12 protein-coding genes are annotated in these 12,789 nt (G+C 71.1%); 10 read left to right on the forward strand and 2 right to left on the reverse strand.

The features are described from left to right. Nucleotides 1–1,017 (forward strand): ABC transporter ATP-binding protein, encoded by a 1,017-nt coding sequence (locus tag J2S55_RS02320; RefSeq protein WP_370879585.1) that lies wholly within the window; start codon nt 1–3, stop codon nt 1,015–1,017. Nucleotides 1,018–1,049: 32 nt separating this feature from the next. Further along, nucleotides 1,050–2,003: a bifunctional riboflavin kinase/FAD synthetase gene (locus J2S55_RS02325; RefSeq protein WP_306856928.1), complete on the forward strand. Its 954-nt coding sequence runs from the start codon at nt 1,050–1,052 to the stop codon at nt 2,001–2,003. A gap of 81 nt (nt 2,004–2,084) precedes the next feature. On the opposite strand, the gene J2S55_RS02330 is transcribed toward J2S55_RS02325, so the two are convergent. After that, complete coding sequence (locus J2S55_RS02330) at nt 2,085–2,690, reverse strand: TetR/AcrR family transcriptional regulator (protein ID WP_306856930.1); 606 nt, start codon at nt 2,688–2,690, stop codon at nt 2,085–2,087. A gap of 125 nt (nt 2,691–2,815) precedes the next feature. Here J2S55_RS02330 and J2S55_RS02335 point away from each other — a divergent pair, with 125 nt between their 5' ends. The 8 genes from J2S55_RS02335 (at nt 2,816) to J2S55_RS02370 (ending at nt 11,796) form a co-directional block, all read left to right on the forward strand. Further along, entirely contained in the window at nt 2,816–4,174 is a 1,359-nt protein-coding gene (locus J2S55_RS02335; protein WP_306856931.1) for an APC family permease, read from the forward strand. A 3-nt stretch (nt 4,175–4,177) separates the two neighbouring features. Beyond that, on the forward strand, nt 4,178–5,797 hold the full coding sequence (locus J2S55_RS02340) for an amidohydrolase (RefSeq protein ID WP_306856932.1): 1,620 nt from the start codon (nt 4,178–4,180) through the stop codon (nt 5,795–5,797). A 178-nt stretch (nt 5,798–5,975) separates the two neighbouring features. After that, a complete protein-coding gene (gene rpsO, locus J2S55_RS02345; RefSeq protein WP_012888860.1) occupies nt 5,976–6,245 on the forward strand; it encodes a 30S ribosomal protein S15 in 270 nt (89 codons plus the stop codon). 330 nt (nt 6,246–6,575) lie between these two features. After that, on the forward strand, nt 6,576–8,891 hold the full coding sequence (locus J2S55_RS02350) for a polyribonucleotide nucleotidyltransferase (protein ID WP_306856936.1): 2,316 nt from the start codon (nt 6,576–6,578) through the stop codon (nt 8,889–8,891). Continuing rightward, complete coding sequence (locus J2S55_RS02355; RefSeq protein WP_306858545.1) at nt 8,891–10,201, forward strand: M16 family metallopeptidase; 1,311 nt, start codon at nt 8,891–8,893, stop codon at nt 10,199–10,201. Before J2S55_RS02350 ends, J2S55_RS02355 begins: the two co-directional genes overlap by 1 nt. Nucleotides 10,202–10,324: 123 nt before the next feature. Next, the gene (gene dapB, locus J2S55_RS02360; protein WP_306856937.1) at nt 10,325–11,062 is read left to right on the forward strand and encodes a 4-hydroxy-tetrahydrodipicolinate reductase; all 738 of its coding nucleotides are present in this window, start codon (nt 10,325–10,327) and stop codon (nt 11,060–11,062) included. A gap of 79 nt (nt 11,063–11,141) precedes the next feature. After that, the gene (locus J2S55_RS02365; protein ID WP_306856938.1) at nt 11,142–11,318 is read left to right on the forward strand and encodes a hypothetical protein; all 177 of its coding nucleotides are present in this window, start codon (nt 11,142–11,144) and stop codon (nt 11,316–11,318) included. Then, nucleotides 11,287–11,796 carry a GNAT family N-acetyltransferase gene (locus J2S55_RS02370; protein ID WP_306856939.1) on the forward strand — a complete coding sequence of 170 codons (510 nt, stop codon included), beginning with the start codon at nt 11,287–11,289 and terminating at the stop codon, nt 11,794–11,796. Before J2S55_RS02365 ends, J2S55_RS02370 begins: the two co-directional genes overlap by 32 nt. 85 nt (nt 11,797–11,881) lie before the next feature. Here the strand turns inward: J2S55_RS02370 and J2S55_RS02375 are convergent, their stop codons facing one another. Next, nucleotides 11,882–12,769: a haloalkane dehalogenase gene (locus J2S55_RS02375; protein WP_306856940.1), complete on the reverse strand. Its 888-nt coding sequence runs from the start codon at nt 12,767–12,769 to the stop codon at nt 11,882–11,884. Between the last annotated feature and the right edge of the window lie 20 nt (nt 12,770–12,789).

The following is a 12,789-nucleotide window of genomic DNA, read 5'->3' on the forward strand; positions in this document are numbered from 1 at the left end:
GTGAACACAGCGGACACGACGATGAGCACCCTGCTCAGGGCCACCGATGTGGTCAAGCACTTCAAGGCGCGCGGCGGCCGCGGCGTGCAGGCCGTCAACGGGGTCTCGCTGGAGGTCCGGACCGGGGAGACCCTCGGCGTGGTCGGCGAGTCCGGGTGCGGCAAGTCCACGCTCGGCCGCTGCCTGGTCCGGCTGACCGACGTCACCGCCGGCCGGGTGGAGTTCGACGGGCAGGACATCACCGCCCTGTCCCGGCGCGCCCTCCGCCCGGTCCGCAAGGGCCTGCAGCTCGTCTTCCAGGACCCCTACGCCTCGCTCAACCCGCGCCGCACGGCCGGTGACGCGGTCGCCGAGCCGCTCAGGATCCACGGCCACGGCGACGCCGCCGCGGTCAGGAGGCGGGTCGGCGAGCTGTTCGACCTGGTCGGGCTGGCCAGGACCCACCTGGACCGCTACCCGCACGAGTTCTCCGGCGGCCAGCGCCAGCGGATCGGCATCGCCCGGGCCATCGCCCTGTCGCCCAAGCTCGTGGTGGCCGACGAACCGGTCTCGGCGCTCGACGTGTCGGTGCAGGCGCAGGTGCTCAACCTCTTCGCGGACCTGCAGGACGAGCTCGGGCTCACCTACGTCTTCATCGCGCACGACCTGGGCGTGGTGCGGCACGTCTCGGACCGGATCGCGGTGATGTATCTGGGGGAGATCGTCGAGGTGGCCGAGGCCGAGGCGCTGTACGCCGCGCCCTCGCATCCCTACACCCACGCGCTGCTGTCGGCGGTCCCGGAGATCGACGACGGGTCCGGGGCGCCGCGCCGCGAGCGCGTCGTGCTGACCGGTGACGTGCCCAGCCCGATCGACCGGCCCACGGGGTGCTCCTTCCATCCCCGCTGTCCGATCGCCCAGGAGCGCTGCCGTACCGAACGTCCCGCGCTGGGCCGCGTCGGGGGACGTCAGGTGGCCTGTCACTTTCCAATGAGCTCCCCGATTGGAGAGATGGCGGCCAAGCATGGCAGGCTTTAGGGGTCGATCCGCTACAAGGGGAAGAGGCTGCGGTGCGAGGCTGGCACGGATTGGACGACGTGCCCGAAGACTGGGGCAGGTCCGTCATCACGATCGGCGTCTTCGACGGGGTTCACCGCGGCCACCAGCAGATGGTGGCCCGTGCCGTCGAGATGGCCGACGAGCTCGGGCTGCTCTCGGTCGTGGTGACCTTCGACCCGCATCCGGAGGAGGTGGTGCGGCCCGGCACGCACCCGCCCCGGCTGACGACGGCCCGGCACCGCACCGAGCTGCTCGCCGCGCTCGGCGTGGACGCGGTGTGCGTGCTGCCGTTCACGCTGGAGTTCTCCCGGATGACCCCGGACGAGTTCGTGCAGACCGTGCTGGTCGACCGGCTCCACGCGGGCGGGGTCGTGGTGGGCGAGAACTTCCGCTTCGGGCACAAGGCGTCCGGTGACGTCGAGACGTTGCAGACCCTCGGCGAGAAATACGACTTCGTGGCGGAGGCGGTCCCGCTGGTGAGCAACGGGGAGACCATCTCCTCCACCCTCATCCGCGAGCGGCTCGCCGCCGGGGACATGGAGGCCGTCGCCGCGGCGCTGGGCCGCCCGCACCGGGTCGAGGGCGTGGTCGTCCGCGGTTACCAGCGCGGCCGCCAGCTGGGCTTCCCGACGGCCAACATGGAGTCCCCCGACTTCACCGCGATCCCCGCCGACGGCGTCTACGCCGGCTGGCTGCAGGGCATCTCGACGGGCAACCTGCCGGCCGTCTACGGCGGCGAGCGCTGGCCCGCGGCCATCTCGGTGGGCACCAACCCCACCTTCGAGGGGGTGCCGCGCACCGTCGAGGCCTACGCGCTCGACCGTGACGACCTCGACCTCTACGGCGCCCACATGGCCGTGGACTTCGGGCCCCGGCTCCGCGGCAACGTCAGGTTCGAATCGGTCGAGGCGCTCATCGACCAGATACGCGCCGACGTCGACGAGGCCCGCCGCCTCACCTCCTGAACCCGCGGCCCCGCCCGGACGGCCCGGACGGGCCGTCCGGGCCCGGGGCCGGAGGCGGCTCAGCCGGTGGGCGCCGGGGCGTCAGCCGGTGGGCGCGGGGGCGGCTCCGAGCACCTGCCGGGCGTAGGCCAGGGCGTGGGCGGCGGCGCCCTCCCGGCTCACCCCGGGCACGCCGATCACGATCTGGGTGCTGAAGCCGTCCAGCATGGCGCGGAACCGTACCGAGAAGGACTCCAGGTCGACGCCGGCGAACTCGCCCCCGTGCGCGCCCTGCTCCAGCAGCGCGACCAGGTCGCGGTGCCAGCCCAGGTCGATCTCCACCTGGCCCTCGCGCAGCGCGGGCACCGCCGGGGTGCGGCTCCAGACATCCACCCAGAGCAGCCAGCGCGGGTCGCCCGCCCCCTCCGGCAGGTAGATCGACACGTAGTCGTCGAGCCGCTCCAGCGCGCTGCCTCCCGCGGCGAGCAGCGTCGCCCTGGACCTCGTGTGCCTGTCCTCGCTCCAGCGCAGGGTCTCCAGCAGGACCTGGTCCTTGCTGCCGAAGTAGTAGAGGACGTGGCCGCCGCTGGTGCCCAGCCGCCGGGCCAGCGCCGCCATCGTCAGCTCGGCCAGCCCGTGTTCGGTGATCGCCTCCATCGCCGCTTCGAGCATCTGCTCGCGTGGACGTTCCAGCCGCCGTCGTGCCATTTCGCCTCGTTCCGGTAAAGGGTCCTGGCGCACTCTTGACGTCCGACTGTACGGCAGTGCATTTTGAATGACATTCAAATATTTGAATGCCGTTCAAAATGATCGCCATGTGAGGAATGTCCCCCGTGCTCAAGCAACAAGCGGCACCCTCCCTGCCCCGGGTGCTAGGCCTCTTCGGCGCGGTCATGCTGACCCTGTCGTGCATCACGCCCACCTCGTCGCTGTTCATCATCGTCCCCGAGGTTCTCGCAGGTCAGGGAAGCGGAGCGGTCATCGCGCTCGTCGCCGGCCTGGTGGTCTCGGTCGGCATCGCCTTCTGCTACGCCGAGTTGGGCACGCTCGCGCCGAGCTCCGGCGGCGAGTACGCCATGGTCACCACGCTTCTGGGACGTTTCGCCGGCTGGCTCACCTTCGGTCTGTCGGCCGTCCTGCTGATCATCATTCCGCCGATCATCGCGCTGGGGACCGCCGACTACCTCTCCGACCTGTTCGCCGTGGACCGCTCGCTGGCCGGCGCGGTCGTCATGCTGCTGGCCACCCTGTTCGCGGTGCTCGACGTGCGCTCCAACGCCTTCATCACCGGCGTCTTCCTGGCCATCGAGGTGGTCGCCGCCATGGTGGTCGCCGGGCTCGGCTTCGCCCACGCCCAGCGTGACGTGTCGGTGCTCGTCTCCCCGGTGGTGCCGGACGGCCAGGGCGGCCTGTCGGCGTTCTCCCTGGCGATCCTGATGGCCGGGCTCACCGTCACGATGTTCTCCTTCAACGGCTTCGGGTCCGCCGTCTACCTCACCGAGGAGATCAAGCAGCCGCGCCGGAACGTGCCGCGCACGGTCTTCTGGGCGCTCGGCCTGGCCGGGGTCGTCATCATCGTGCCCACGGCGGCCGCCGTGCTCGGCGTCGGCTCGCTCGGCGACCTGGTCGACGGCACCTTCCCCGACTACGTGCGGGCCTGGGCCGGCCCCGGCTTCGCGGTCTTCATCAACCTGGGCATCGCCATCGCCATCCTGAACGCGGTGCTGGTCATGGCCCTGCAGAACGGCCGGGTCATCTTCGCCTCCGGCCGCGACCGGGCCTGGCCCGAGCCGGTCAACCGGGCCCTGACCAGGCTCCACCCCCGATGGGGATCCCCCTGGGTGAGCACCCTGGCCATCGGCCTGCCCGGCGCGCTCATGGCCGCGCTGTTCGACATCGAGGGGCTGCTCGGGGTGACGTCGGTCGTCCTGACGGTCGTCTCCCTGCTGATCGCGGTGGCGGCGCTGCGCGCCCGGTCGGCCGGGCACCGCGAGGTCGCCGCGTGGCGGATGCCGCTGTGGCCGGCGATCCCGGTCGCGGTGGTCGCCGCCCTGGCCTACGCCCTGGCCGAGCAGTCGTGGGTCGACCTGGCCATCGCGGGTGTCATCGTGGCGCTCTTCACCGCCTACTACCTGCTCTACCTGCGCCCCCGCCCGCTGACCCGCTGGGTCGTGACGACCACCGAGGACTGAGCGATGAACGACCTGGTCGTGCGGAACGCCCGCATCCACACCGTCGACCCCGCGCTGCCACGGGCGCAGGCGCTGGCCGTACGGGACGGGCGGATCACCTGGGTGGGCGCCGACGCCGACGCCCCCGCCGCCGCCGAGACGCTCGACGCCGGCGGCCGGCTGGTCCTGCCCGGTTTCGTGGACGCGCACAACCACGTCCGGCTGGGCTCGGACGAGGCGTGCGTCCAGCTCGCCGGCGCCCGCTCGCTGGAGGAGATCGGCCGGCGGATCGCGCGGTGGCGGCGGGCCAACCCACAGGCCCGGTGGATCGAGTGCGAGGCGTTCGAGTACTCCGCCGTCCCCGGCGGCAGGATGCCCCGCGCCGCCGACCTGGACCCGCTCACCGAGGGCCTGCCCGCCTTCGTGTTCAGCTACGACGTGCACACCATGTGGCTGAACACCGCCGCGATGCGCGCACTCGGCATCGACCGCGACCACACGGACCTGCCGTTCGGCGTGGCCCAGACCGACGGGTCGGGAGAGCCGACCGGATTCGTCACCGAGTTCGCGGTGCGCGGGCTCTCCCACGCCGGGCAGCGGGCGCTGGCCGATCTCGGCGTGCCGTGGGCCGGCCAGGACCGCGCCTACCCCCGCCTGCTGGCCAGCCTCGACATGGCCACCGCCCTGGGCGTCACCACGATCGTCGAACCGCAGAACTCGCTGGACGACCTGGCCCTGTTCCGGCGGGCCAGGGCCGAGGGACGGCTCCGCTCCCGGGTGATCGCAGCACTCTTCCACCCCCGCGGGACGGACGAGGCGGACCTGGCGGACTTCGCCGCCGCGGCGGCCGAGCACGACGACGAGTGGTTCCGGGTCGGGCCCCTCAAGCTCTACATCGACGACGTGGTGGAGCCGCACACCGCCGCGCTCCTGGAGCCCTACTGCGGGCACTCGCACCGCGGCGAGACCTTCTACCCGCCGGAGGAGTTCGCCGGCCTGCTGGCCAAGCTGGACGCCGCGGGCTTCCAGGCGTTCGTGCACGCCACCGGCGACCGGGGCATCCGCACCGTGCTGGACGCCGTCGAGCACGCCTTCCGGGTCAACGGCCGCCGTGACGCCCGCCACCAGGTCGTCCACGTGGAGTGCCTCGACCCGGCCGACGTGCCGCGCTTCACCTCGCTGGGCGTGGTGGCCTGCATGCAGCCCCGGCACTGCTCGCCCGACATCGCCGGTCCCGGCCACGACTGGGCCTCGGCGGTCGGCCCGGAGCGGTGGGGCAAGGCCTGGCCGATGCGCTCGCTGCACGAGGCGGGAGCGGTGCTGGCCTTCTCCAGCGACTGGAACGTGGCCGAGATGGACCCGATGATCGGCATCTACACCGCCGTCACCCGGCAGGGCCTCGCCGGCGGCCCGGCCTGGATGCCGCAGGAGTGCGTGGATCTGGAGACCGCCGTCCGCGCCTACACCCTAGGCTCGGCCTACGCCAACTTCTGCGACCACGACCGGGGCTCGCTGACCGCGGGCAAGCTCGCCGACCTGGTGATCCTGTCCGAGGACCTCTTCGAGATCCCGGCCGCCCGCATCCCCGAGGTCCGGGCCGAGACGGTGATCGTCGACGGCCGGACCGTCCACCGGAGGGGCTGAGGCCCCGGCGCTCCCGTGGATGTGCGATGACGGGAGGGCTGATGGTAACCTGGCATGTCAGCTCTGTAACCGGCGGTGTCACAACCCCGGCGCTGATCTCGCCACGGCGACTGTAGGCACGCACGGTCGCTCGGGCATCTTGTACATCACGCGTGCCCGTAGGAGTCCAAGGAGAGACGTGTCGCTCGACACCGCCGCCAAGAAGCAGATCATCGGTGAGTACGCCAAGGGTGAGACCGACACCGGTTCCCCCGAGGTGCAGATCGCGCTGCTGAGCAAGCGCATCAGCGAGCTCACCGAGCACCTGAAGACGCACAAGCACGACCACCACAGCCGCCGCGGCCTGCTGCTGCTCGTGGGTCGCCGCCGCCGTCTGCTCAAGTACCTGCAGAGCAAGGACATCGCGCGCTACCGTTCGCTCATCGAGCGGCTCGGCCTGCGCCGATAGAGTTGTGAGGGAGTGGCGTCCGCGCCGCTCCCTCATCTCATATGGATCTCATATGGGCCGGTGTCGGCGCGTCGCGCCATGCAGACGCCGTCCCAGTGAGCAAACTGAATAGCCGAGACAGTGCCCCGCGTCCGCCAGCAAGCGCGCCCCACGGCGTCGGAGGGCCGGTCCTCGGTAGTGGCCCCCGGTCATCATGGCGTGAGCCGTACGGAACCGGGCGCTTCGATCGAAGACCGGCGCTGCACCTACGGGGAGCCGGCAAGCAGACGACTCAGGCGCGAGACGCGTGCCTGAGTGGGCGCGGGCGACCGAGTTACAAGGAGGTCCCCCGTGGAGGGTGTCCACAGCAGTGAAGCCGTCATCGACAACGGCTCTTTCGGCACGCGTACCATCCGGTTCGAGACCGGCCGGCTCGCACGCCAGGCGGCGGGTTCCGCCGTCGTCTACCTGGACGACGAGACGATGGTCCTGTCCGCGACCACCGCTTCCAAGAATCCCAAGGAGAACCTCGACTTCTTCCCCCTCACGGTGGACGTCGAGGAGCGGATGTACGCCGCGGGCCGCATCCCCGGCTCCTTCTTCCGCCGTGAGGGCCGTCCCTCCGAGGACGCCATCCTCACCTGTCGGCTGATCGACCGGCCGCTGCGCCCGTCGTTCGTCAAGGGGCTGCGCAACGAGATCCAGGTCGTCGCGACCGTCATGGCGCTCAACCCCGACCACCTCTACGACGTGGTCGCGATCAACGCCGCGTCCCTGTCCACCCAGCTCGCCGGGCTGCCCTTCTCCGGCCCGATCGGCGGCGTCCGCGTCGCGCTGATCGAGGGCCAGTGGGTCGCCTTCCCGACCCACGCGGAGCTGGCCAACGCCACCTTCGACATGGTGGTCGCCGGCCGCGTCCTGGAGGACGGCGACGTCGCGATCATGATGGTCGAGGCCGAGTCCACCCGCGACACGCTCAAGCTCGTCGCCGACGGCGCCGTGGCTCCGACCGAGGAGACCGTCGCCCAGGGCCTGGAGGCCTCCAAGCCGTTCATCAAGGTCCTGTGCGAGGCGCAGTCCAAGGTCGCCAAGGTCGCCGCCAAGGAGACCGCCGAATACCCGCTGTTCCTCGACTACCAGGACGACGTCCTGGAGGCGGTGACCGGCGCGGTCAAGAGCGAGCTGGCCGCGGCGCTGACCATCGCCGGCAAGCAGGAGCGCGAGACCGAGCTCGACCGCGTCAAGGCCCTGGCCGCCGAGAAGGTCGGCTCCGAGTTCGAGGGCCGCGAGAAGGAGATCGGCGCGGCGTTCCGCTCGCTGACCAAGAAGCTCATGCGCGAGCGGGTCATCTCCGAGGGCGTCCGCATCGACGGCCGCGGCGTCAAGGACATCCGGCAGCTCAACGCCGAGGTCCACGTCGTGCCCCGGGTGCACGGCTCGGCTCTGTTCGAGCGCGGCGAGACCCAGATCCTGGGCATCACCACGCTGAACATGCTCCGCATGGAGCAGATGATCGACACGCTCAACCCGGAGCGCACCAAGCGCTACATGCACAACTACAACTTCCCGCCCTACTCCACCGGTGAGACCGGCCGGGTGGGCTCGCCCAAGCGCCGCGAGATCGGCCACGGCGCGCTCGCCGAGCGGGCGCTCGTCCCGGTCCTGCCGGCCCGCGAGGAGTTCCCCTACGCGATCCGCCAGGTCTCCGAGGCGCTGGGCTCCAACGGCTCGACCTCCATGGGCTCGGTCTGCGCCTCGACCATGGCGCTGCTCGACGCGGGCGTCCCCCTCAAGGGCATCGTCGCGGGCATCGCGATGGGCCTGATCAACGAGGGCGACCAGTACGTCACGCTGACCGACATCCTCGGCGCCGAGGACGCCATGGGCGACATGGACTTCAAGGTCGCCGGCACCAAGGACGTCATCACCGCCCTCCAGCTCGACACCAAGCTCGACGGCATCCCCGCCTCGGTCCTGGCCGCCGCGCTGAAGCAGGCCAAGGGCGCCCGCCTGGCCATCATCGACGTGATGCAGGAGGCCATCGACTCCCCGGCGGAGATGAACGCGACGGCCCCGCGCATCATCACGATCAAGGTCCCGGTGGACAAGATCGGCGAGGTCATCGGCCCGAAGGGCAAGATGATCAACCAGATCCAGGACGACACCGGCGCCGAGATCACGATCGAGGACGACGGGACCATCTACATCGGCGCCACCGACGGCCCGTCCGCCGAGGCGGCCCGGTCGGCGATCAACGCCATCGCCAACCCGCACATGCCGGAGGTCGGCGAGCGCTACCTGGGCACGGTCGTCAAGATCGCCGCCTTCGGCGCTTTCATCTCCCTCATGCCGGGCAAGGACGGCCTGCTGCACGTCTCCCAGATCCGCAAGCTGCACGGCGGCAAGCGCATCGAGAACGTCGAGGACGTCATGAACGTCGGCGAGAAGGTCCAGGTGGAGATCGCCGAGATCGACTCGCGCGGCAAGCTCTCCCTGGTGCCCGTCGAGGTCATCGAGAAGGAGGCCGCGGCCAAGGCCGAGGGCGGCGCCCCCGAGGAGGAGCCCGCGGCACCCGCCGCCGACGAGCGGCCCCGCGAGGAGCGGCCCCGCCGCACCCGCACCCGCACCAGCGGCGGCGGCCGCGGAGGAGAAGACCGCAACTCGTGATGACCACCACTCTGCACCCCGGCAAGGACGGTGCCGGGGTGGTGCAGCGCACCGTCCTCCCCGGTGGGCTCCGGGTGGTGACCGAGTCCATGCCGACCGTGCGTTCCGTCGCGGTCGGCATGTGGGTCGGCATCGGATCGCGGGACGAGGCCCCCGAGCACATGGGGGCCTCCCACTTCCTTGAGCACCTGCTGTTCAAGGGCACCCCCACGCGGGACGCACTGGAGATCTCCGCGGCGATCGAGGGCATCGGCGGTGAGATCAACGCCTTCACCGCCAAGGAATACACCTGCTACTACGCGCGGGTCCTCGACGAGGACCTGCGGGTGGCGATCGACGTGCTCGCCGACGTGGTGACCTCCTCGCTCATCACCCCGGAGGACGTCGAGGCCGAGCGTGGCGTGATCCTGGAGGAGATCGCCATGCACGACGACGACCCCTCCGACATGGTGCACGAGCAGTTCTCCGCCGAGCTGTACGGCGACACGCCCATCGGCCGGCCGATCCTCGGCACGGTCGAGTCGATCAACGCCGTCAGCCGTGACCGGATCGCCGAGTACTACCACCGCTACTACCTGCCGACGCACACCGTGGTGTCGGTGGCCGGCAACGTCAGCCACGAGCAGGTCGTCGCGCTGGTCGCCGCGGCCTACGAGCGGGCCGGAGCCCTCGGCGGGGACGCCTCGCCCATCCCTCCGCGTCTGTCCGGCCCCGGCGTCGGGACCCGCTCCGGGGTCCGGGTGGTGCACCGGCCGACCGAGCAGGCCAACCTGGTCCTCGGCACGACCGGCCTCACCCGCACCGACGAGCGCCGCTTCGCGCTGGGCGTGTTCAACGCGGCCCTGGGCGGCGGCATGTCCTCGCGGCTGTTCCAGGAGATCAGGGAGAAGCGGGGGCTGGCCTACTCCGCCTACTCCTACACCTCCGCCCACGCCGACACCGGCCAGTTCGGCATCTACGTCGGCTGCCTGCCGTCGAAGACCGACGACGTGCTGAAGATCTGCCGTGAGGAGGTCCTCCGGGTGATCGCCGACGGCATCACCGAGGAGGAGATCGTCCGCGGCAAGGGACAGATGCGCGGCGGTCTGGTGCTCGGGCTGGAGGACACCGGCTCCAGGATGTCCAGGATCGGCAAGGGCGAGCTCGTCTACGACGAGCTGCTCTCCGTCGACGACGTCCTGGCCAGGATCGAGGCGGTGACGCCGGATGAGATCACCGAGGTCGCCCGCGACGTCCTCAACCGTCCGATGACCCTCGCGGTGATCGGCCCCTACGAGGACAAGGACTTCAGCTGGGCCGTGAACGGCTAGCCGTCCTGTCGCCAACGGCCCCGGCGCCCCGTGCGCCGGGGCCGTTGTCCGTCCGGGCGCGGCGTGCGAGGTCAGGGCATGGCTGGCGGGTCCGCGCGGAGGCGGACGGTATAGCCTTGGGCCGTGATCAGGGTTGGAGTTCTCGGCGCCCGCGGGCGTGTCGGTATCGAAGTGTGCAGGGCCGTCGAGGCGGCCGACGACCTGGAGCTGGTCGCGGCGGTCGACAAGGGCGACCCGATCGAGGGTCTCGCGGGCTCGGAGGTGGTGGTCGACTTCACCCACCCCGACGTGGTCATGGGCAACCTCGAATGGTGCATCTCCCACGGCATCCACCCGGTGGTCGGCACCACCGGCTTCGACGCCGGGCGGCTGGCGACCGTCAGGGGCTGGCTGGACGACAACCCCGGCGTCAACGCGCTGATCGCCCCCAACTTCGGCATCGCCGCCGTGCTGATGATGCACTTCGCCCAGCAGGCCGCCCGATACTTCGACTCCGTCGAGATCGTCGAGTTGCACCACCCGAACAAGGCCGACGCGCCCTCCGGCACCGCCCGCCGTACGGCGGAGCTGGTCGCCGAGGCGCGGAGCAAGGCCGGGGTGGGGCCGATGCCCGACGCCACCAGCGCCGAGCTGGAGGGGGCGCGGGGCGCGGAGGTGGACGGGGTCCGCGTGCACTCCGTGCGGCTGGCCGGGCTGGTCGCCCACCAGGAGGTGCTCATGGGCGGCGACGGGGAGACGCTCACCATCCGCCACGACACCATGAGCCGCTCGTCGTTCACGCCGGGCGTGCTGCTGGGCGTGCGCCGGGTCGGGGAGACGCCCGGACTGACCGTCGGCCTGGAGCCCCTGCTCGACCTGTGACCGAGACACTCCGGGACCTGGCCGAGACACTCCGGGACCGGTCGAGGAACTCCGGAGGCGGCCTGTCCGTCTACCGGATATGACGCGATCCGAGCTCGTCTGTCCCCTCTGTCAGGGCACGGAGTTCCAGCAGGAGCACGGCAGGGTCGACAGTCGGTGGGGGATCACCTCCCACCGGATAACCCTGATGATCTGCGTGCGGTGCCGCTATATCCTCCAGTTCTATGACAAGCACTCGATCTTCGATTTCGACTGAGGTCCGCTGGGCCGTGGCCGGGGAGCTGCCCGGCCTGGCGGCGGTGGAGGTCGCCGCCGACGGGGTGTTCGCCCAGGTGGGCATCACCTTCCCGGAGGGGACCACGATGGTCGAGGAGACCGACGACCCGTCGCGGGTCCTGGTCGCCGGGACCCCGCCGGTCGGGTTCGCGATGATCGGCTGGGTGGACGGGCTGGTCCACCTCGACCAGCTCGCCGTCCACCCCGACCACGGGCGGCAGGGCATCGGCGGGCGCCTGCTGGAGGCGGTCTGCGACCACGCGGCCTCGGCGGGCTCGGCGGCCGTGACGCTGACGACCTTCCGGGACGTGCCCTGGAACGGGCCGTGGTACGCCCAGCGGGGCTTCGCCGTGCTCGATCCGGCCGAGTGGGGGACGGAGCTGGCCGCACTGGTGGACCACGAGCGGGAGCTGGGCATCGAGCTCGCGCCCCGCGTCGTGATGCGCCGCGCCCTCTGAGCGGCGGTGTGCCCGCCGGGCCGTCCCGCCGGGCGGGAGCCGGGCGAGGCCGTCCGCGCCCGCGGGCCGGGGACCGCCGGAGGCGTCAGAGATCGTTGAGGAAGTCGCGGAGAGCGGTTCCGATCTCGACGGGGGAGTCCTCCTGGATGTAGTGGCTCCCCTTGACGGTCACCTCGCGCTGGTTCGGCCAGCTCCGGGCGTATTCCGCGGCCCGGCCGACGAGCAGGGCCCCGGGCTCGGCCGCCACGAGCAGCTTGGGGACGGGACTCTGCGAGAGGTGGCGCCCGTACTGTTCGACGATCTCGGCGACGTCGCCGGGAGTCCCGTCGATCGGCAGCTCACGGGCGAGCACCAGCGTCGGCAGGCGGGAGGCGGGCGTCTGGAACGGCGCGCGGTAGGCCGCCATCTCCTCGTCGGTCAGCGTGCGCATGACGCTCTTGGGCAGGACCGTCTCGACGAAGAAGTTCTCCTCCATGACCAGGTGTTCTCCCCGGTCGGACCGGAGCGCGCGGAACAGCTCGTCGCGGCCGTGCGGGAAGTCCGACCAGAGCCGGGGCTGGACGATGGCCTCCATGTAGGCGATCGCCTTGACCCGCTCCGGGTGACGGGCCGCCCAGTGGAAACCGAGCGCCGATCCCCAGTCGTGCAGGACCAGTGTGACGTTCTCCGTCAGGCCCAGGGCGTCGAACCACGCGTCGAGATAGAGCGCGTGGTCGCCGAACCGGTAGCCGCCGTCGGGTGCCGGGCCGGAGCGGCCCATGCCGACCAGGTCCGGGGCCAGGCACCGGCCGAGGTCGTGGACGGCGGGGATGATGTTGCGCCAGAGATAGGCGGAGGTCGGGTTCCCGTGCAGGAACACGATCGGGTCACCGTCGCCCGTGTCGACGTGGCTCATCTCGGTGTCCAGGACACGGATCCGCCTGCGGGGGTGGGGGTCGGCGGCGTCGATCCGCGGAGTCTGGGGGGATGTCATCGAACTCTCTTCTCTCGTTC

It is taken from the genome of Streptosporangium brasiliense (assembly GCF_030811595.1).
Taxonomy (GTDB): domain Bacteria; phylum Actinomycetota; class Actinomycetes; order Streptosporangiales; family Streptosporangiaceae; genus Streptosporangium; species Streptosporangium brasiliense.